Origin of the sequence: Paenibacillus albidus (assembly GCF_014644435.1) — a bacterium.
Lineage (GTDB): Bacteria > Bacillota > Bacilli > Paenibacillales > Paenibacillaceae > Paenibacillus_AQ > Paenibacillus_AQ albidus.
Genome location: NZ_BMKR01000023.1, coordinates 45,500 through 65,545 on the forward strand (window position 1 = coordinate 45,500; position 20,046 = coordinate 65,545).

Here is a 20,046-nt window from a genome sequence, read left to right on the forward strand (position 1 = left end):
ATGGATAGAGAGGTGAAGCTGAGGACATGCAGATGGGAACGATTCTGGTAGTAGACGATGAACAGCCTATTGCTGACATCCTGAAGTTTAATTTGGAAAAAGAGGGCTATGAGGTGATCTGCGCCTTTGACGGTATTAGCGCAGTGGAGCTGGCCTTGTCTAAACGTCCGGATCTCATGCTGCTGGATCTCATGCTGCCGGGCAAGGACGGAATGGATGTCTGCCGCGAGGTTCGCTCTGCGCATCTGGATATTCCGATTATTATGCTTACCGCCAAAGACGGAGAGATTGATAAGGTGCTGGGACTGGAGCTGGGGGCCGATGATTACGTGACCAAGCCGTTCAGCACACGTGAGCTTCTGGCCAGAGTCAAGGCCCAAATGCGGCGGCAGCATAAGCCTGCTCACTCGGAGACACAAAGTGAGCCCTCCGGAAACAAGCAGGGCATTCACCACTTTGACCTGTTTATAGATACCGATATGTATATGGTGTACAAGGGCGGCGAGCCACTGGATCTGACGCATCGGGAGTATGAACTGCTGTATTATATGATCCGGCATGCCGGCAAGGTTATGACCCGGGAGCATCTGCTGCAGGCCGTCTGGGGCTTTGAGTATTTCGGCGATGTGCGGACCGTAGATGTAACGATCCGGCGTCTAAGAGAGAAGATTGAGGAGAATCCCAGCAAGCCGGAATATATTTTTACCCGGCGCGGGCTTGGTTATTTGATGCATAGCCCCAAAAACGGAAGGTTGTGATGAAGGGACTGTCCTTTTTCCGGACGATTCAGGCCAAGTTTATTATCATTTATGTGCTGCTTATTCTAATTGCCATGCAGCTGATTGGGGTGTACTTTGTCAGCTCGATGAAGAACTCGCTGACTAATAATTTCACCAAGGACCTGAAGGCCCGTGCGGAAATGCTTTCGATTCTGACCGCGGACAAATTCGGCAGCGAAGCCGGGACTACCGACGAAGAGGCAGCGGTGGAAAGCCTGCGCGGCATGGTCAATAATCTGTACATCAGCGGCGCCGAAATTCAGGTGCTGGATGCGAGCGGCAAGATCATCACCACCTCGGTCCCCTCGCAGAGTGATTATGTGGGCCAGCGCAATACGCAGACTGTAGTCAGCCGGGCCTTGCAGGGAATCAGCGACAATGAAGAATATATCATTGCGGATGATAATGTGCGCAAAAAGGTCGTAGCGAAGCCCGTGCTTTCCGGCGAAAAGGTAGTGGGCGCGATCTATATTGCCGCCGATATGAAGGACCTCTATGCAACAATGAGCCGGATTAACAGCGTATTTATTTCAGGCTTGCTGCTTGCCTTGGCACTAACTGCTGTACTGGGTGTCATTATAGCCCACACCTTCACCCAGCCGATCAAGGAAATGACGAAACATGCGACTGCCGTGGCCGAAGGCCGTTTTAACCGCAAGATGCCTGTATTCGGCAACGATGAGATCGGCCAGCTCAGCCAGGCATTTAATTATATGACGGGAAGACTGCATGAGGCGCTCTCGCAGAACGAAGAAGAGAAGGAGAAGCTCGCTTCCATTCTGACCAATATGAGTGATGGTGTGGTGGCTGCCGACGAGAGCGGGATTGTGATTCTGATGAACCGCCGTGCGGCATTGATGCTGGGCGCCGAAGGCCCGCTGCCGGAAGGTGCGACACTGGATGGATTGCTGGGTCTTGACGAAGAGCAGACAGGATCACTGGCCGAAGGCAATGCCCAGTCGGCAATGCTGCATTTTACGCATATGGGCGGGGTGGATCCTAATATCGTTAGGGTCACCTTTACACCGATTCACCGCCGGGAAGGCGGCATTGCCGGTACGATTGCGGTGCTCCAGGATGTGACCGAGCAGGAGAATCTGGAGGAATCACGGCGGGAGTTCGTGGCCAATGTCTCGCATGAGCTGCGCACACCGCTTACGACCATCAAGAGCTATGCGGAAGCACTTGACGACGGGGCCCTGGAAGACCCGCAGCTGGCCGTTCGTTTCGTTGGCGTGATCCGCAATGAGACCGAGCGTATGATCCGGCTGGTTACGGATCTCCTGCACCTGTCCCGGCTGGATTCCAAGGAGGCGCGGCTGCGTATTCAGCCGACGGATATAACCGAGATGCTGGAGGATGTGGCTGACCGTTTCTCCTTCCAGTTGCGCCAGAAGCGGATTGATATTACGACAAGGGTGCGTAAAGATATCACCACGGCCTGGCTGGACCGTGACCAGATCGATCAGGTACTGGGCAATCTGCTCTCCAATGCGCTGAAATACACACCGGAAGGTGGCAGGATCGAGCTCGAAGCCTTGAAGAATGAAGACGGCATGTTGTCTATTTCGGTCCGTGATTCGGGTATCGGCATCCCTAAAAAGGATATTGAGCGGATCTTCGAGCGCTTCTACCGGGTCGATAAAGCCCGGTCACGGAGCATGGGAGGGACCGGACTCGGTTTGTCCATTGCCCGGGAAATTGTGAAAGCGCATGGAGGCTCTATTTCGCTGCAATCCGAGCTGGATGCAGGGTCACAGGTGACCTTCACGCTGCCTCTGGAGAGACAAAGGGGGATGGAAGCGTGAAGGAGAGAGTGAAGTCATGGATTCTTGCATTGCTTGTGCTCAGCAGCCTGATAGAGAGCTATTACCTGATCTACCGCTTGCCGGGAGCGGACTCGGCGGTGCTGTCGGAGAATTTATATGTGAAGACCGACAATATGGGACCGGAGGAGAAGGTCGAGAACCTGCTCTATCCCGATAAGATGGTTATTCATATGGGAGCGGACAAGCATACTCTCTTTTATCCCAGCTCAACCTTTTACAATCTGATCCTGAACCGGCTCAAGGGCCGCGGCTTTGAGAGCTTTCAGCGGCGCTCCGTGCAGGATTTCGACTGGGCTAAGATCCGCCAGGAGAACCCCGGAATTGAGCTCTCCTTCGGGGCGGGTATTCCTGTTACGCTGCTGCAGCGGGTAATGCAGCTCTCGCCGGATTCTCTGTTCGCCGGGGAGAGCATCGACCGGATCTGGATCTACAGCATCAAAAATGACTCCAAGGCGCATGCAGTCTTCTTCAGCACCCGTGGGGATATTGTCTACGAAGCTGCCAAAGCTGACCTTACGGTTCAGGATATTCAGCAGCATGTGGATTTCGGCAAAAATTGGACGGTGTACACCACCGATAATGGTGATTATTATGTACCGGAGACCAGGGTTTCACTGATTGAGGCGGAAATCCCTTCTGACATGTACACTACGGAACAAATGCAGAGCAATCTTTTCTTCGATGCGGGCAGCACCCGGTATATACAGGAGAAGAATGGCTCGGAGATTTATACGGACAGCAAGCGGAGCCTTCAGGTAGATCAAGAACAGAACTGGATGAGCTACAGTGATCCTGCAGCTCTGCCGGCAGGAGAGAGCACACCGGCCAAGGATGCGCTGGAAGCGGTGGAGTTCGTGAACCAGCATGGCGGCTGGAACGGGGCGTACCGGCTGGCGGCGACGGAGGAAGGCCGGCAGGAGCGGAAGGTTTCCTTTCAGCAATATTACGGTTCCTATCCGTATGGCTCCTACCCGATTATAAGTGACGGGCAGCTGCAGTACGGGGTGATTCACCTGGAGCTGCAGCAGGGGACAGTTTCTTCGTATGAACGCTCTTTGATGTATGTTGATGAGGGACAGGCCGTCAAAAAGGTTGTGGAATTGCCAGGCGGTGAAGAGCTGAAAGCCCAGCTGGCCGAGATTGGCAAGGCATCGCCGGTGAAGGATTTGACACCGGCTTACGTGCCGGTGGTACAAGGGGAGAAGCTGCGGCTGCGCCCCGTCTGGAGAGTTACTCTCAGCGACGGCAATGAGCTTACATTGAATTAGGCTTATGGGTCCGGATGACTAGCTGATCAATGCGTACTGATATAACTTTGGGAGGAATGGGGTATGGATTGGGGAAGGGCCAAAAATGTGCTGATCTACGCTTTTTTGCTGCTGAATCTGCTGCTGTGCTATCAGCTCTGGGTTGATCTGCGCGATCAGGTCAGCGCCAGTGTGGACTTCACTTCCCTGTCCGAAGAAACCCAGAGGGTGATGGAGCAAAAGGGAATACGGCTGCTGTCTGCGATTCCGGCGGGAACCCCGGAGCTGCCTGACATCACCTATCGCTATTCCGGGGAGGAACAGAATGATTCACCGGTCCAGCTTAAGCAGCCTGTAGACAGCAAGCTGATTTATTCCTCATTCTCGGAGCTGAGCAAGCAGCTGGAGAGCCAAATTCCGGATATCGCCAATTACCGTTTTGATGCTCAAGAGAGCGAGGTGGGCAAATTCGTGCTTCATCCGCTGGTCGAGAACCAGTGGTCGCTGTTCCGGGTCAGGCTGGAGCTGATTAACAGCGATCAGAAAATTGTGGCTTACAGGTGGCCAAAGATCGAGATCGCTGCAAGCAACAATGAGGATGTGCAGAAGGTGCTTCCCGCTTCTCAGGCGCTGAGCAGCCTGATCGAGAAATATTTTCCGCCGGATTCGGTGGTCAAAGAGATTGAACTGGGATATTACGGAGAATTGTTCAATTCCGAGAGTCAGGTGGCGTCACCCATGTGGCGGTTCATGCTGGAGAACGGCAAGGCTTATTATGTAGATGCCATCAGTGCGGATATCATCAGTCCCAAGACAACAGAGTAGAAGGAGCAGGAAATATGGGTATATCATTCACAGTATTATCCAGCGGTTCTACCGGGAACGTAACGGTGGTACGCAATGGAGAAACTACACTTATGATCGATGCAGGTCTGAGTGCGAAACGGATCGATGAGCTGCTCGCCATGCGCGAGCTGACGGGAAAGGATATAGACGGCATTTTGGTTACGCATGAGCATTCCGATCATATCAAGGGGCTTGGCGCAATGGCGCGTAAATATGATCTGCCGATCTATGCCAACACCAATACCTGGGGTGCGATTGAGAAGGGGATTGGCAATATTGCTGAACATAACCGGATCATTCTGGAGTCCGGCCAACATAGAGATTTTGGAAGCATGCGTGTAGAGTCGTTTGCCATTTCACATGATGCGGCCGAGCCGGTGGGGTATAACTTTTATGATGGCAAAGAAAAGCTCTGTGTAGCCACAGATCTGGGGTATGTCAGCGATAAGGTGAGGGCGGCCATCGCTGATGCCGATGTGCTTGTGCTGGAGGCCAATCATGATATAGAGATGCTTAGAATGGGGCGTTATCCGTGGAACACCAAACGGCGTATTCTGGGCGACATGGGCCACCTCTCCAATGAAGCCGCAGGAGCGGCACTGAGCGAGATCCTGACCGGGCGGATGAAGCGCGCTTATCTGGCGCATTTGAGCCGGGATCATAACATGATGGATCTGGCCAAAATGTCCGTACGCGGGGCAATGGAAGACCGGGGCTGCTTCTACAAGGACAGCGAGTTTAGATTGTGCGATACGTATTACGATCAACCTACGCCATGGGATAAGGTGAGTCAGTCATAAGGTGATCCATCTCTGCTATCTTGCGCTCCAATTCCTGGCGGGACAACAATCCCTTCTCAATCAGCAGCTCTACCATAGCCGCATGGGCAAGCGTCATATAATAGTGTTCATCCTTCAGATCGCCGAGCTTGCCGATAAATTGCACCAGATCCATACTGGACGAAAAAGAATCCATGGTTATGCCTCCTTCCAAGCAGAATTGGGAAAATAATCTGTAAAAAATATGCAGGACTTATCGATTAGAAAAGCCACGACACGGCGCCAGCCTGTGATACAATCGTATAGAGCGGGATCAAGCGCAGCTTCTCTACTATTGTAGTCTTCTAAGCCGCAAAATATTCCCTTTCAAAAGAATATAAGCCTCATTACGCTTACAAGCCGTTCTTTTGGGGTGAAATATAGTGAAACCTTTTAAAGCGAAAAGGAGTCTAACAAATATAGGTCTAGAGGGCACGGGTGTTTGGATATGGCGTTAAGGCCAGGGATGGGCTTGCTATAGAGGGGAGAGGATTTCTGGTGGGATTGTTTGATGATGATTTCTATTCAACCAAAGTATCGCGGCGTGAGGAACGTGAAGCTGCCAAAGGGGCAAGACGCGGATGGTCTGTACGCAAGTCACGGCAGGGATTGGCTACCTGGCAGGTTTCGGCAATAAGCTCTTTGGTCAGCGCGGTAGTGGCGGTGCTGCTGTTCAGCCTGGTTACAGGCCAATTATCCGGTGAGAAGGCGCTCGCACCCACTGTGATCGAGAAGGTAACGCCAAGCAGCGGCGATCCGTACGACCGGATTATTCAGGCGGCGGCTACGGTCCGGCCAGCGGTAGTGAGTATTATCAATCATAAAGAAGACAATGAGGAGCTTAGTATTCTGGATGAATCGGCACTCGGCTCCGGAGTTATCTATAAGAAGTCAGACAATATGGCCCTTATTATTACCAATAACCATGTCATCGATGGGGCCGGCAAGCTGGAAGTCGTTACGGTAGATGGAGAGACCCATAAGGCAACCCTGGTCGGCACGGACAAAGTCACTGATATTGCTGTACTGTCGATAGATGCCAAGGGCATCCATACTATTGCCCAGATTGGAGATTCCTCCAAGCTGCGTTTGGGGGAAACCGTCATTGCTATCGGCAATCCACTGGGGCTAGGCGATACCTTGACCTCAGGGATCGTCAGTTACACGGAACGGATGATCCCGGTGTCGCTTAATCAAGATGGGGTGTATGACTGGGAGCAGGAAGTAATTCAGACCGATGCAGCCATTAATGAAGGCAACAGCGGCGGTGCACTGGTGGATTTGAATGGCAAGGTGATCGGCATTAATACGATGAAGATCTCGGATACCGGAGTCGAAGGCCTGGGTTTCGCTATTCCCGCTAACCATGTCATGGAGACGGCGGATGAGCTGGCAGAGAAAGGGAAGATCTCCCGTTCCTACCTCGGCGTATATTCCATCGATCTGAATAATCCATATGTACCGCTTGACGAGGAGCAGCGCAAAGAGCTGAAGCTTCCAGACAGTGTCCAAAACGGCGTTGTTGTACTAGATGCGGTGGGTCCGGCGAAGGAAGCGGGACTAAAGCTCAATGATGTGATTGTCAAATTTGGCACGGAATCCATTACTTCGACCCTCACTCTGCGCAAATATTTATATAACCAGACGAAGATTGGCGACAATCTGGAGATTACATATTACCGGGATGGGGTAATGAAGCAGGTAACGGTTAAACTTCTCGAAAAACCAGAGGAATAAATCTGTTCGCAGCGGCATATAATATCAGTGCAGTCACGACAAGGAAATAAGGCAAGCAACGTCCATTTAATGGACATTATCCATTTTTTCGGGGGGATATAATCGGATAGTATATCGAATGTATATACTTTCTTATATATCCAGACCGACTGGCAGCCCTTACATTGGGAAGTTAGCCTTTATAGGGAAAATACGGAGAAATTCGGATGGGCAAGCTTGCCTTTGCGTATCAGGTGTGTTAATATGAATTTATTCATACAATTGATACCTAATTCTTACATTGAAAAGGGCTGTCATATTGGTAGTTACAACCTTTCTCAATGTGTGAATTTTTTCTTTGTTTGAAGATAAAAAGAACATATTAATTTAAATTTGTGGAGGTAACACACATGCAAACAGGTACAGTTAAATGGTTCAACGCAGAAAAAGGTTTCGGATTTATCGAAGTTGAAGGCGGAAGCGACGTATTCGTTCACTTCAGCGCAATTACTGGCGACGGCTTCAAAACTTTGGACGAAGGCCAACGCGTTGAATTCAACGTTGTTCAAGGCAACCGTGGACCACAAGCCGAAAACGTTGTAAAACTGTAATATAGAAGATACCGTCCCCGCTTGCGAAAGTTGGGACGGTCTTTTTTTCAACAACTGGTAATATTCTTGAGACTCCGTTAGGAGTTTTTCTTATAATATCAGACTTGCACAGCCATTCTAAGGCCAAATCTGGTATAATAAGAATTATATCCGCTAAATGCGGTTCAACTGCTTGGAGACACGTCGAAAGGCGTTTTTCTTTTTTGGTTCTTCAACTTTTGACATAAAGGAAGGGAGGAACGGCAATGAACTACCGGAAGAAGCCTTTGGAGGAAATACCGGAAGAAAATACCGCAATTTGGGCATGTACCAATGATGGATGCAACGGATGGATGAGGGACAATTTCGCATTTGAAAGTGCGCCTTCTTGTCGTCTCTGTCACTCCCCTATGGTACGGGGCATGAAGATGCTCCCACAGCTGCTTAATTCGAATGGCGATCTGAAATCGCTAAAGAAGGGTATTTCCATTACCTAACCAACGCCTTTATGGGTCGAGCTTTTCTATAGATTGACGAACAACTCCGAGACGGTGAACCCGTCTTATTTTTTTTGCCTTTTTGAAGCACATTGTGACATTTGTCACAAATTTATTGAATTTGAGGCCTGAAACGGGGGATTAATGTGATAAAAATCACACTTTAGCCGCTGAGATTTTGACAAAATAGACATATCGAAAAGGGGAGAAGGAAGGGGAGAAATATGGATACAGTTATGCTGTCACGTATACAATTTGCGTCGACGACGATCTTTCATTATTTCTTTGTGCCAGTATCTATTGGACTAGCGCTATTGATTGCGATCATGGAGACGATGTACGTTAGAAAAGGCAATGAAGAGTATAAAAGAATGGCGCAATTCTGGGGGAAGCTGTTCCTCATTAACTTTGCCGTCGGGGTGGTTACCGGGATTCTGCAGGAATTCCAGTTCGGGATGAACTGGTCGGATTATTCCCGCTTTGTCGGTGACGTGTTTGGAGCTCCACTGGCGATTGAAGCGCTGCTTGCCTTTTTCCTGGAGTCTACGTTTATTGGACTCTGGATCTTCGGCTGGGATAAAGTCTCCAAGAAGGTGCATCTGCTGTCCATCTGGCTGGTAGCCTTCGGTACCATGCTGTCCGCGTTCTGGATTCTGGCCGCCAACTCCTTTATGCAGCATCCGGTTGGGTTTGCGATCAACAATGGTCGGGCGGAGATGAATGATTTCTTCGCGCTGATTACGAATGGACAATTACTGGTGGAATTCCCGCATACGGTGCTGGCGGCTTATGCCACAGGCGCATTTCTTGTCACGGGGATCAGTGCTTATAAACTGCTTAAGAAGCAGGAAGTCTCCTTTTTCAAAAAATCGTTTGAGATCGCGGCCATCGTCGGCATTATCTCTTCGATTGGGGTAGCGGTGGCCGGCCATGCGCAGGCTCAATATCTGGTGGAGACCCAGCCGATGAAGATGGCGGCTTCCGAAGGACTATGGGGTAAAAGCGGTGATCCGGCACCTTGGACAGTATGGGCCAATATTGACCCGGAGAATAAAGATAATTCCGGTGAATTCAAGATTCCTTACCTGCTGAGTTTCCTCTCTTACAGTAAATTCTCCGGTGAAGTTAAAGGGATGAATGAACTGCAGGCTGAATATGAACAGCAATATGGACCAGGGGATTATATCCCGCCTGTACGCACAACCTTCTGGAGCTTCCGGATCATGGTTGCGGCAGGTACAGCGATGATTTTCCTGGGGATGTATGCGATGTATTTGATGTGGCGCAAAAAGATGGACCGTCCGAACACCTGGTTCATGCGCTTCATGCTCTGGGGACTTCTGCTGCCTCCAATCGCCAATACGGCGGGCTGGATCATGACGGAGATTGGCCGTCAGCCTTGGACCGTCTTCGGACTGATGCAGACCAAAGACAGTGTATCGCCTAACGTAACAAGCGGCCAGGTTCTGTTCTCGGTCATTTCGTTTACAGTTATTTATGCCATTCTGGGTGCGGTGCTGGTCGGATTGTTCATCAAAGTCATCCGCAAAGGCCCGTATGCCATGGATAACGATCACGGCGAGTCGCATGATCCGTATAACAAGGAGGGTTCCCATGCTTTCTCTTAATGAATTGTGGTTTGTGCTGATTGCGGTGCTTTTTATCGGGTTTTTCTTCCTGGAAGGCTTCGACTTCGGCGTAGGGATGGAGACTCAGCTTCTTGCCAAAAATGATACGGAGCGCCGGGTGCTAATCAACTCGATCGGTCCGTTCTGGGACGCTAATGAGGTGTGGCTGATCACAGGTGCGGGTGCTATGTTCGCGGCTTTCCCGGATTGGTATGCCACCTTGTTCAGCGGATTCTATATTCCGTTTGTGTTCGCTTTGCTGGCGCTGATTGCGAGGGGTGTCGCTTTTGAATTCCGCGGCAAACGCGATTCTGTAGCCTGGGTCCGTACCTGGGATGCCTGCATCTTCATCGGCAGCTTCCTGCCGCCGTTCCTGCTCGCCGTCGTATTCGCCAGCTTCATCAAAGGTTTGCCGATAGATGCGGATATGCAGATGTATGCCGGATTCACGGATATCGTCAATGTCTATACAGTCGTTGCCGGGTTTACTGTCGTACTCCTGTGTCTGGTACACGGACTGATGTTCACAACACTGCGTACGATGGGAGATCTGCAGCTCCGTGCACGTCAGCTGGCACAGAAATTGCTGCTGCCCTTGGGTGCGCTGCTGCTTGGATTTGTGGTCATGACATATTTTATGACCGATATTTTTGAACAACGTGGTACACTGCTGATGATTATAGTAATATTAGGGATAGTTGCTTTTGTCCTCGCAGGCTACTTCATGCTGCACAAGAAGGACAATTGGGCTTTCGGCATGACCGGTGCGGTTATGGCTTTGGCCGTTGCTTCGATCTTCGTGGGATTGTTCCCGCGGGTGATGATCAGCTCGCTGGATCAAGCGTTCAACCTGACTATTACCAATGCGGCTTCGGGGCAATATTCCCTTAAGGTCATGACGATTGTGGCACTTACAATGCTGCCGTTCGTACTGGGTTATCAAATTTGGAGTTATTTTATCTTTCACAAACGGATTCACGAGAAGGAGCATCTTGAATACTAATGGATAAAAATTTGCTTGGGTACAAAGGAGTTAAGCCGGTCTTCCTGATCGTTGGCTTCTTGACCCTGGTGCAAAGCCTGTCCATTCTTCTGCTGGCCAAAGGGCTGGCGGAAGTCGTCTCTGCGCTGTTCGCGGGAGAACCGCTGAAGGAACAATGGGGCACTTCCCTGTTGTTCCTTCTTGCGTTTCTAGTGCGCCATGCGTGCGCTTTGCTGATGAGCAAGGTCTCCTACCGCTTTGCGGAGGCCACCGGAAGCAGCATGCGCAGACAGATGATGGATAAGCTGTTCCAGCTGGGGCCAAGAATGGTGGGGGACCGGGGAACCGGCAATCTGGTTACGCTGGTACTGGAAGGCGTCACGAAATTCCGCACGTACCTGGAGCTGATTATTCCACGGATGGTCGGGATGTCGGTGACGCCGGTCCTGCTGCTGATTTACATCTACACCCTGGATACCTCAAGCGGGGTCATCCTGACCTTGACGATGCCGATCATCATTGTGTTTATGATTCTGATCGGAGTGACAGCGCGCAAACAGATGGACCGCCAGTTGAAGTCCTACCGTACCTTATCCAATCACTTCGTGGACTCGCTGCGCGGACTGGAGACGCTAAAGTTCCTCGGGCGCAGCCGCAGCCACAGCGAGAGCATCGCTACGGTGAGTGATCGTTATCGCTCGGCGACTATGCGTACGCTGCGGGTGGCGTTCCTGTCTTCGTTCGCGCTGGACTTCTTCACCATGCTATCGGTGGCCTCAGTAGCAGTCAGTCTAGGGCTGCGTCTGGTCAATGAGCAGATGACTCTGGTCACGGGACTGACGATTCTGATTCTGGCACCTGAATATTTCCTGCCGGTGCGGCTGGTGGGCGCGGACTTTCACGCCACACTGGATGGCAAGGAAGCGGGCGAAGCCATGAAGAGTATTATTGACCGGGAGACGGCGACAGCGGAAATTATAGAAACTACGGGAACTGGAGCCGGTGCCGCTGCTGCGGGAACAACCGGACCGGAGGCAGTCACCCGGGAGTCTATCTTCACCTGGCGCGCAGACAGTGAGCTTCTGCTCAATGAAATTGGTGTGAAGTATGAAGAAGAGGGAATTTCCTCACTGTCTGGGGTCAGTCTTGCGTTTCAGGGTGCCCGCAAGATCGGCATTATCGGGGAGAGCGGGGCTGGTAAATCAACGCTCGTCGACATTCTTGGCGGGTTCCTGCATCCTAGTTCCGGGAGCATTACGCTGAACGGCACGAAGCTCAGTGCCTTAACAGATGAGGCCTGGCGCAAGCAGACTGCGTATATCCCGCAGCGGCCTTATATTTTTAGCGGAACACTTGCGGATAATGTGCGCTTCTACTACCCGGAGGCCTCCATGGAGGAGGTTAGCCGGGTGGTGGCGGAAGTAGGACTGTCCCGGCTTGTGGCTTCCCTGCCCGGCGGGCTTGAGGCGATGATCGGCGGGGGCGGCCGTTCCTTAAGCGGCGGACAAGAGCAGCGTGTGGCCCTGGCACGTGCGCTGCTGAGCAGCCGTCCGATGATGCTGCTGGATGAGCCGACGGCGCATCTGGACATTGAGACGGAGTATGAGCTGAAGGAAACCATGCTGCCGCTGTTCACCGGCAAGCTGGTCTTCCTGGCTACGCACCGTCTGCACTGGATGGTTGATATGGACGTTATTGTGGTCATGGACCACGGACAGGTAGCTGAGGTGGGTACACACAGTGAGCTGGTCGCCCGCAAGGGTGCTTATTATGGGCTGATACAGTCGCAATTGGAGGGAATCCATTGAAACCTGAAGGATGGTTTGCCCCTTATGTCTCGTCGTATTTTTGGCGTTTTGTGCTGATTATAGCGCTCGGCGCACTTACTATATTCTCGGCTTCGTCGCTGATGTACACCTCGGGGTTCTTGATCTCCAAGGCATCCATCCCGCCGGAGAACATCCTGATGATCTATGTGCCGATTGTCGGCGTGCGTACGTTTGGTACCAGCCGGGCGGTCATTCATTACGTGGAGCGTCTGGTCGGTCATGATACGATTCTGCGGATTTTGTCCAAAATGCGCGTCCGTCTGTATCACATCCTGGAGCCGCAGGCGCTGTTCCTGTCTTCGCGCTTCCGTACCGGGGATATTCTCGGGATGCTGGCCGATGACATTGAATATTTGCAAAATGTGTACCTGCGCACCGTGTTCCCAAGCGTCATTGCACTGCTGATCTACGCTGCCGCTGTCATTACACTGGGCACCTTCGATCTGGCCTTTGCACTGCTGATGGGGCTGTACATTCTCGTACTGGTGGTGGTGCTGCCGCTGATCTCGCTGCTGTTCACGCAGAAACGCCAGCGCGAAGTGAAGCAGGAGCGCAACCGCCTGTATCAAAAGCTGACCGATGCCGTGCTGGGCATGGGCGATTGGGTCATCAGCGGACGGCAAAGCCAGTTCGTGGATACCTATGAGTCCGACGAACAGCTGGTAGCCCGGACCGATGGTGCGCTGCGCCGCTGGGCACGGCTGCGGATGTTCATCGGGCAGGCCGTTGTCGGAGTTGGCGTGCTTTCGCTGCTCTATTGGGCAGCGGGGGAATACGCGGACGGCGCGATTGCCGGAACGCTGATCGCGGCGTTCGTGCTGGTGGTGTTCCCGGTGGCGGATGCTTTTCTGCCGGTATCGGAAGCGGTGGAGAAGATCCCGCAATACCGCAACTCTGTGGAGCGCCTGTCGGGTGTAGCTGCGGCGGAAGAGAAGGAACGTGCTGATGATCCTTGGCGTGCACAAGCTGCTGCTGCTGCGCTTGAACAGGTCAACAACCTGGACAAGATGAAGCCCGACGTCCACATTCAGCTGATAAATGCCGGGTACCGTTATGGCAGCACGGAAGACTGGTCGATCCGTGATCTGACACTGGATATCTCGCAGGGGCGCAGAATCGCCATTATCGGCCGCAGCGGCGCGGGCAAATCGACGCTGCTGAAGGTGATTCAAGGCGTCATTAAGCCGTCGGCCGGCACGGCTGTGATTAACGGCGTGGAGGCTTCCGCTTATGGGGAGCAGATTCCCGGGGTGATCGCGGTGCTGAACCAAAGTCCGCATTTGTTCGACACTACGGTGGCGAACAATATCCGCCTCGGCAATCCCGAGGCAACAGAGGAAGAGATCCGGGCAGCGGGTGCACTGGCGCGGCTGGATACGCTGATCTCTTCGCTGCCGGAGGGCTACAACACGCCCGTCCGCGAGGCGGGGCAACGTTTCTCCGGCGGCGAGCGGCAGCGGATCGCGCTGGCCCGCATCCTGCTCCAGAACACACCCGTCGTGGTCCTAGACGAGCCTACGGTGGGGCTGGACCCGCGCACCGAGCGCGAGCTCTTGGCGACGATGTTCGAGGCGATGGCGGGCAAGACGCTCATCTGGGTGACCCATCACCTGGTGGGCGCAGAGCAGATGGACGAAGTTATCTTTATGGAGGGCGGCAGCGTGGAGATGCGCGGCACCCATGCCGAGCTGATGGCCCGCGAGCCGCGTTACCGCCGGCTGTATGAGCTGGACCGGCCGGGGGTTATGCCCGGCGGCAGTGATAGCATGACCCCGTAAGGGGAGGAAGGCACCCGCGTAGTTGCGGGTGCTTTTGTGTGTTAGGGGAGCGGCTGACCAGCCCAACCTGTCGAACCCTGCTCAACTTGGCGGGTGCCCGTCAACGGAACTCTGTGCGGGGTTTGCCCAGCGATTGTGCACTTGCACAATCAATTCCGTCCCTTCATCAATATTATTTGCCTGATGCAGCCTTTATACTGAAAGCGTGTTCAACAAGAGTGTGGGAGGTTGCAATGATGGATGGATTAACAATCAGTTGGATCGGGGCGCTGGCGGGGCTGGCGATTGCCATTATACTGATACTTAGAAAGCTGAATCCGGTATATGCATTATTTCTGGGTGCAATTGTAGGCGCTCTCATTGGCGGGGCTAATCTGGAACAGACCGTCAGTGTGTTGGTCAGTGGCACACAAAGCGTGATGGGTACGGTGCTTAGGGTGCTGGCCGCAGGCGTGCTGGCTGGGGTGATGATGGAGTCGGGAGCGGCGGAGACGATTGCCCAGGCGATTGTCCGTAAATTTGGCGGGAGCCGGGCGATACTGGCGCTGGCCTTGGCGACGATGATTATTACCGCCGTTGGTGTCTTTATCCCGGTAGCGGTGCTGATCGTGGCTCCGATTGCGTTGTCTGTCGGCAACAAGATGGGCATCTCCAAAATGGCGCTGCTGCTCGCCCTATCCGGTGGAGGCAAAGCGGGGAATATCATCTCCCCCAATCCGAATACGATTGCAGCGGCGCGCGGCTTCGATCTGGATCTCAGTAACGTCATGCTGGCCGGACTGATCCCGGCGGTATGCGGACTGATTGTGACTGTCATCGTCGCTTCGCTGCTTAAGAATAAAGGCGTGAAGGTGGCGGATGGAGAAGTCGAAGAGAACAACACAGACGCTTCCAAGTACCCGCCGCTCGGCAAGGCCATTGTTGCACCGCTGGTCGCGGTGGTCCTGCTGATGATGAATCCTATTGGTTCGCTCTCGGGCATTGAGGCGCTGGCGAAGTTCAAGGTGGATGCAATGTACATCCTGCCGATTGCCGGAATTGTGGGCATGCTGGCCATGGGCCAAGCGAAGAACATTCTGCAATACACTTCTTCCGGTCTGAACAAAATGACAGCAACAGTGCTCATCTTGATCGGTGCAGGCGGGATAGCCGGGCTAATCAGTGCCTCTGACCTGTCTACCCAAGTGGTTAGCCTGATCGAGGCTTCCGGGATCTCGGGCACGTTCCTGGCCCCAATCGCCGGGATTCTAATGGCGGCAGCTACGGCTTCTACGTCGACGGGGGTTATCCTCGCTACGGGATCTTTTGGACAAGCCATTCTCGATATGGGCACGGCTCCGCTGGCGGCGGCCGTTATGGTCCACACCGGGGCTACTGTGATCGACTCGCTGCCGCAAGGGAACTACTTCCACGTGACGGCCGACAGTATGAAAATGAGCATTAAACAGCGCCTTGGCCTCGTTCCTTATGAAGCGATGGTCGGCGGGACAATGGCGATTGTGGCTACACTGATCTATGGATTTCTGCTGTAAAATCAAGGATGGGGTGAAGAGATGAGAGAGAAAACATTTGTACTGGCGCCGGACTCCTTCAAGGAAAGTATGACGGCCAAGGAAGTCTGTATCGCGATGGAAAAAGGGCTGCGCAAGATCTACCCGTCAGCTAACTATATTCACGTACCGATGGCGGACGGAGGCGAAGGAACGGTGCAGTCGCTGGTCGATGCGTCCGGGGGACACCTTCATTATAAAGAAGTCACAGGTCCACTGGGGCAAAAGGTTACAGCTCCCTACGGCATCCTCGGCGATGGTATCACAGCTGCGATTGAGATGGCTTCCGCCAGCGGGATTCACCTGGTAACCCCGGAGACCAAGAACCCGCTCGCGGCCACCACCTACGGTACCGGTGAGCTAATTCGGGAGTGCCTGGATCAAGGCATCAAGCGGATCATTATCGGGATCGGCGGGAGTGCGACCAATGACGGCGGTACGGGCATGGCCGAGGCGCTGGGCGCAGCATTCCTGGACGCAGAGGGACAACGTCTTCCCCGTGGCGGCGGCAGCCTGGACAAGCTGGCCCGCATTGATCTGAGCCAGCTGGATGGGCGGCTGCAGCAGGTGCAGCTGATCGTGGCCTGCGATGTCACGAACCCGTTGTGCGGGCCGCAGGGCGCATCGGTGGTCTTCGGCCCGCAGAAGGGGGCCACACCGGAGATGGTGCAGCAGCTCGATGCGAACCTGGCCCATTATGCGGAAGTGGTGAAGACGCAGCTGCAGAAGGATGTTCGTGACGTGCCGGGCGCGGGCGCGGCTGGCGGGCTTGGGGCCGGGCTGCTTATTTTTACACAGGCTGTGCTGCAAAAAGGCATTGAGATCATCATCGAGCACACCGGCCTGAAGCAAAAGCTGGCGGATGCGGACGTGGTCTTCACCGGGGAAGGCGGCATCGACTTCCAGACCAAGTTCGGCAAGACCCCTTACGGGGTCGCCCAAGCCGCCCAAGCTGCGGGTAAAAAAGTCATTGCCATCGCGGGCTACATCGGCGAAGGAATCGACACCCTCTACACCGAGGGCATCGACGCGGTCTTCGGCATCGTGCCGGGCGCAGCACCGCTCGACAAGCTGCTCACTGAAGGGCCGCAGAACGTGGAGCGGACCTGCGAGAATATCGCGCGGGTGCTGCGGATGAGTGAAGAATATACTGCAAATAAAGCCACAATCAGCGTAAAATACAAAGAGAGTCGTGCGTCAACACGACCCTCCGTGCAAAAGCCGCGCTTTTAAGGACGGTGGCTTAGCAGGTACTACCTACAGAAATAGGCCGTTGTCCCAGCAGAGGGCGGCCTATTTCTGTTTGTGTTATCTTTTTGAAATGGAGGCTGGGTGACCACGCTGCCCCCGTTGAAAGTGGTGGATTGGTCAATTGGCTGCTATTCTAAGTATTTAAGCTGTACCTTACTTATACAAAGACAGCAGCCCATGGGTGAGCTCGATCAGCTGGAGCAGCTTACGCGGGTCTTTGCCCGTAATCGATTCGATGCGCTTCAGGCGATATTGGAGCGTATTGCGGTGGATATTCAGCTCGGCGGCGGTGCGGGCGACACTGCAATCCTGCTGGATGAAGCTGCGCAGGGTGTCCAGCAGATCGATGCTGTCTTCGAGCTTGCTGACGGCTTGGCTGGTATCGGTGAGCTTGGCATGGCTGAATCTGACGAGAAATTCTACTTCTTCATAGCCGATTGTCTGTGACGGCGGCCGCAGGGCCAGCAGAACGTTCATGGCGGACTGGGCCTGCCGGAAGCTCTCCCCAATGTTGCCCTCCAGACGGCCGGAGGCAATCCGCGCTTGAGGTTGATCCTCCACCAGCTGGGCGAGGAGACGGGCCGGGTAGGGATCATTTTGCAAGAGCAGCAGATGGGTATCTCCCTGAATGACGAACGACGGATAGCGCAGCAGCAGCTTGGAGATCCGGTCGTCGACCTGGAGATGTCTGATATAGAATACGATGGTTGGCAGAGCCAAGTCCAGGTTGTAGGGGACGGCTTCTTTGCGCAGCTTCTGGGAGTAGGTACCCTGGTGGGCGAGCAGCATCTCTATGAACACCTTCGTGCGGTTGGCCTCATGGGCCAGGTTCTGGAGGGCAGTCTTCTGCTCGATCAAGAGCGAGACGGTGGTTCGTACTATATTACAAAAAGGACGGACCTCGTCCGGATTGCCCGAAATCCCGATGACACCGACACGCTGCTGGTCAATGACGATGGGCTCGTTGGTGCCCTTTTTCTCAAAACGGCTGTCTTCCCAGACCTCGATCATCCGTCCGGTCTCCAGTGCCTTGACCGCGCCCGAATGAACCGTGCCGACCCGCTCCTTCCGGCCGCTGCCGACGATCACACCCTGCTCGTTCATGATGTTGATGTTGTAGGGAATATCCTGCATCATTTTATCGACAATCTCTTGTGCCTGTTTCTTGGACAGCTGGAACATGGAGGCATCCTCCCCTTCAGAGCGAGTAATAGACACTGCCCCCGCATCTGAACAAAGTATAACCCAAAGGGTGCGTTCTACGCAGCCTAAGAAGTCACCAGGGGAGATCAGGCAGAACCGTGAACACAGGAGCCGGAAAGGGATGGGAATGTGGGGTGGAGGAGTTCCTTTTTGCCGGGAAGTGTGGTAGAACAATAGAAGGAGTAACAGGCCGCAGCGGCACAGAAAGGGATGCTTGAATGATGTATGTAGTGTGCAAAGAACATGTAGAGCTCGCCATTGATAAATTTGTGGATGAATACGAAGATGCCCCGGACATCGTGGATCTGAAGGAAACGGAATTCTCCGACTGGGACCCGCCCGCGAAGTGCGCGGAGTGCGAGAAGGATGGGGAATTTTTGGTGGTTTGAGGGGTTTATTATAGGAGCAGCAGAGGATTAAACTATACTGGTAATGAAGCGAAAGGACGTGGAACACGTCCTTTTTGTGCTTTCTAAGTGGATGAAGGGATGAAAAAGTGGAATATAAAGCCCATGAATATGACGCACGGAGAGGTCTACCATGTAGTGAAGATTAATCAAGGCGAACCGTATCATAAATATATAGAATGAACTTGAGATTTTTCCAATATATAGGTATTGGTCGTAACTGCGGAGAATGTTTGGACTTCCGGCCGCTGTTGTCGTAAGAACTTCTTGAATTATGCTGCTAAAAAAACGTGCCTCTAGAATCGCTTCTAAGGCACGTTTTGCGTAAAGGAAATCATACTTGAGTTTTAACCAGCAGCCCAAACATCTAATTCAATTTTTAATTCAGGTAAACCTAATCCTTTAATATAAGCAACCGTCATTGAAGGAGGAGTGGGACCGAATACTTTATTCCAAATGGTATAGAAATGATCCCAATCAATTTCTTCTGTGGCCCAAATGTTGATTTTAATGACATGATCAGGAGTCAACTTTTGAGATGAAAGGATTTCAACAATATTACTTATTGTATTTGTCACTTGTTGATTAAAATCTGTGGGGATATTATTGTTTTGATCGATACCAATTTGACCAGAAAAAACATACATTTCAGCGTTTCTGCTTATTTTTGTCACATGACTATAGCTTCCAACAGGTTTCGCTAAATTTTCCGGATTATATCTATGAATTACATTGTTATTTAAGTTCATCGTTTGTAAAGTCTCCTTATAAATAGAAAATACATAACTATAGAGGCTATATATTTTCACTGTTTTTTAATTTCTCTTAATATATGACAGACCTATCCCGTCGATACTAATTCTAGAAAAAAACAGCAGTAGAATACCCAATACCAAAAGATAAATATTTAATCGATCTCTTTTTCATCAGGTATTCCTCCTTAATATTTATAATTAAAATAACTTACAACAAAATAATAATATAATCTCAAGAAAAATAATAGCCCATGATAGTTTAAGGTATTATGTGTTTCGCTGTTAGAGTGATACGGTGAACCGTATCATAAATAACGGCAAGTTTTTTTGTTGAAACGTAA

The 20,046-nt window shown here is 52.4% G+C and carries 18 protein-coding genes; 15 read left to right on the forward strand and 3 right to left on the reverse strand.

Translation table 11 applies throughout. From position 1 onward, the window contains the following. Positions 1–26 precede the first annotated feature (26 nt). The 5 genes from yycF to IEY53_RS22505 all read left to right on the forward strand — a co-directional run bounded on the left by yycF (position 27) and on the right by IEY53_RS22505 (position 5,501). On the forward strand, positions 27–758 hold the full coding sequence (gene yycF / locus IEY53_RS22485) for a response regulator YycF (protein WP_308424244.1): 732 nt from the start codon (positions 27–29) through the stop codon (positions 756–758). Continuing rightward, on the forward strand, positions 758–2,587 hold the full coding sequence (gene walK / locus IEY53_RS22490) for a cell wall metabolism sensor histidine kinase WalK (protein WP_189029004.1): 1,830 nt from the start codon (positions 758–760) through the stop codon (positions 2,585–2,587). The genes yycF and walK overlap by 1 nt, the downstream gene beginning before the upstream one ends. Beyond that, positions 2,584–3,876 (forward strand): YycH family regulatory protein, encoded by a 1,293-nt coding sequence (locus tag IEY53_RS22495; protein ID WP_189029006.1) that lies wholly within the window; start codon positions 2,584–2,586, stop codon positions 3,874–3,876. The genes walK and IEY53_RS22495 overlap by 4 nt, the downstream gene beginning before the upstream one ends. A 63-nt stretch (positions 3,877–3,939) precedes the next feature. Continuing rightward, the gene (gene yycI / locus IEY53_RS22500; protein WP_189029008.1) at positions 3,940–4,680 is read left to right on the forward strand and encodes a two-component system regulatory protein YycI; all 741 of its coding nucleotides are present in this window, start codon (positions 3,940–3,942) and stop codon (positions 4,678–4,680) included. 14 nt (positions 4,681–4,694) lie between these two features. Beyond that, positions 4,695–5,501: an MBL fold metallo-hydrolase gene (locus tag IEY53_RS22505; protein ID WP_189029010.1), complete on the forward strand. Its 807-nt coding sequence runs from the start codon at positions 4,695–4,697 to the stop codon at positions 5,499–5,501. Here IEY53_RS22505 and IEY53_RS22510 read toward each other — a convergent pair. Continuing rightward, positions 5,470–5,676 carry a hypothetical protein gene (locus IEY53_RS22510; protein ID WP_189029011.1) on the reverse strand — a complete coding sequence of 69 codons (207 nt, stop codon included), beginning with the start codon at positions 5,674–5,676 and terminating at the stop codon, positions 5,470–5,472. The two genes, IEY53_RS22505 and IEY53_RS22510, sit on opposite strands and share 32 nt — an antisense overlap. Before the next feature lie 341 nt (positions 5,677–6,017). Between IEY53_RS22510 and IEY53_RS22515 the strand changes: the two genes are divergently transcribed. From IEY53_RS22515 to IEY53_RS22555, 9 genes are all read left to right on the forward strand, one after another. After that, positions 6,018–7,256 (forward strand): S1C family serine protease, encoded by a 1,239-nt coding sequence (locus IEY53_RS22515; RefSeq protein ID WP_189029013.1) that lies wholly within the window; start codon positions 6,018–6,020, stop codon positions 7,254–7,256. Between the two features lie 389 nt (positions 7,257–7,645). After that, on the forward strand, positions 7,646–7,846 hold the full coding sequence (locus IEY53_RS22520; RefSeq protein WP_019914582.1) for a cold-shock protein: 201 nt from the start codon (positions 7,646–7,648) through the stop codon (positions 7,844–7,846). A gap of 245 nt (positions 7,847–8,091) precedes the next feature. Further along, on the forward strand, positions 8,092–8,322 hold the full coding sequence (locus IEY53_RS22525) for a cold-shock protein (protein WP_189029015.1): 231 nt from the start codon (positions 8,092–8,094) through the stop codon (positions 8,320–8,322). 224 nt (positions 8,323–8,546) lie between these two features. Further along, positions 8,547–9,950 (forward strand): cytochrome ubiquinol oxidase subunit I, encoded by a 1,404-nt coding sequence (locus IEY53_RS22530; RefSeq protein ID WP_189029017.1) that lies wholly within the window; start codon positions 8,547–8,549, stop codon positions 9,948–9,950. Next, positions 9,937–10,953, forward strand: a complete 1,017-nt coding sequence (gene cydB, locus IEY53_RS22535) for a cytochrome d ubiquinol oxidase subunit II (RefSeq protein ID WP_189029019.1) — start codon at positions 9,937–9,939, stop codon at positions 10,951–10,953. The genes IEY53_RS22530 and cydB overlap by 14 nt, the downstream gene beginning before the upstream one ends. Continuing rightward, entirely contained in the window at positions 10,953–12,740 is a 1,788-nt protein-coding gene (gene cydD, locus IEY53_RS22540; protein ID WP_189029021.1) for a thiol reductant ABC exporter subunit CydD, read from the forward strand. Before cydB ends, cydD begins: the two co-directional genes overlap by 1 nt. Continuing rightward, positions 12,737–14,539 carry a thiol reductant ABC exporter subunit CydC gene (gene cydC / locus IEY53_RS22545; protein ID WP_189029023.1) on the forward strand — a complete coding sequence of 601 codons (1,803 nt, stop codon included), beginning with the start codon at positions 12,737–12,739 and terminating at the stop codon, positions 14,537–14,539. The genes cydD and cydC overlap by 4 nt, the downstream gene beginning before the upstream one ends. Positions 14,540–14,775: 236 nt before the next feature. After that, the gene (locus tag IEY53_RS22550; protein WP_189029025.1) at positions 14,776–16,071 is read left to right on the forward strand and encodes a GntP family permease; all 1,296 of its coding nucleotides are present in this window, start codon (positions 14,776–14,778) and stop codon (positions 16,069–16,071) included. Positions 16,072–16,092: 21 nt separating this feature from the next. Beyond that, on the forward strand, positions 16,093–17,322 hold the full coding sequence (locus IEY53_RS22555) for a glycerate kinase (protein WP_189029027.1): 1,230 nt from the start codon (positions 16,093–16,095) through the stop codon (positions 17,320–17,322). A gap of 171 nt (positions 17,323–17,493) precedes the next feature. Here the strand turns inward: IEY53_RS22555 and IEY53_RS22560 are convergent, their stop codons facing one another. Next, complete coding sequence (locus IEY53_RS22560; protein ID WP_189029029.1) at positions 17,494–18,522, reverse strand: CdaR family transcriptional regulator; 1,029 nt, start codon at positions 18,520–18,522, stop codon at positions 17,494–17,496. Between the two features lie 242 nt (positions 18,523–18,764). Here IEY53_RS22560 and IEY53_RS22565 point away from each other — a divergent pair, with 242 nt between their 5' ends. Then, positions 18,765–18,932: a CxxH/CxxC protein gene (locus IEY53_RS22565; protein ID WP_189029102.1), complete on the forward strand. Its 168-nt coding sequence runs from the start codon at positions 18,765–18,767 to the stop codon at positions 18,930–18,932. A gap of 365 nt (positions 18,933–19,297) precedes the next feature. Here the strand turns inward: IEY53_RS22565 and IEY53_RS22570 are convergent, their stop codons facing one another. Beyond that, positions 19,298–19,699, reverse strand: a complete 402-nt coding sequence (locus IEY53_RS22570) for a RidA family protein (RefSeq protein WP_189029031.1) — start codon at positions 19,697–19,699, stop codon at positions 19,298–19,300. Between the last annotated feature and the right edge of the window lie 347 nt (positions 19,700–20,046).

Coding starts and splice junctions, on each gene's coding strand:
- IEY53_RS22510 (WP_189029011.1), bottom strand. CDS start 5,676: ATGGATTCTTTTTCGTCCAGTATGGATCTGGTGCAATTTATCGGCAAG.
- IEY53_RS22520 (WP_019914582.1), top strand. CDS start 7,646: ATGCAAACAGGTACAGTTAAATGGTTCAACGCAGAAAAAGGTTTCGGA.
- yycI (WP_189029008.1), top strand. CDS start 3,940: ATGGATTGGGGAAGGGCCAAAAATGTGCTGATCTACGCTTTTTTGCTG.
- IEY53_RS22570 (WP_189029031.1), bottom strand. CDS start 19,699: ATGAACTTAAATAACAATGTAATTCATAGATATAATCCGGAAAATTTA.
- IEY53_RS22555 (WP_189029027.1), top strand. CDS start 16,093: ATGAGAGAGAAAACATTTGTACTGGCGCCGGACTCCTTCAAGGAAAGT.
- cydD (WP_189029021.1), top strand. CDS start 10,953: ATGGATAAAAATTTGCTTGGGTACAAAGGAGTTAAGCCGGTCTTCCTG.
- IEY53_RS22550 (WP_189029025.1), top strand. CDS start 14,776: ATGGATGGATTAACAATCAGTTGGATCGGGGCGCTGGCGGGGCTGGCG.
- IEY53_RS22565 (WP_189029102.1), top strand. CDS start 18,765: ATGTATGTAGTGTGCAAAGAACATGTAGAGCTCGCCATTGATAAATTT.
- cydB (WP_189029019.1), top strand. CDS start 9,937: ATGCTTTCTCTTAATGAATTGTGGTTTGTGCTGATTGCGGTGCTTTTT.
- IEY53_RS22530 (WP_189029017.1), top strand. CDS start 8,547: ATGGATACAGTTATGCTGTCACGTATACAATTTGCGTCGACGACGATC.
- IEY53_RS22505 (WP_189029010.1), top strand. CDS start 4,695: ATGGGTATATCATTCACAGTATTATCCAGCGGTTCTACCGGGAACGTA.
- IEY53_RS22525 (WP_189029015.1), top strand. CDS start 8,092: ATGAACTACCGGAAGAAGCCTTTGGAGGAAATACCGGAAGAAAATACC.
- walK (WP_189029004.1), top strand. CDS start 758: ATGAAGGGACTGTCCTTTTTCCGGACGATTCAGGCCAAGTTTATTATC.
- yycF (WP_308424244.1), top strand. CDS start 27: ATGCAGATGGGAACGATTCTGGTAGTAGACGATGAACAGCCTATTGCT.
- IEY53_RS22560 (WP_189029029.1), bottom strand. CDS start 18,522: ATGTTCCAGCTGTCCAAGAAACAGGCACAAGAGATTGTCGATAAAATG.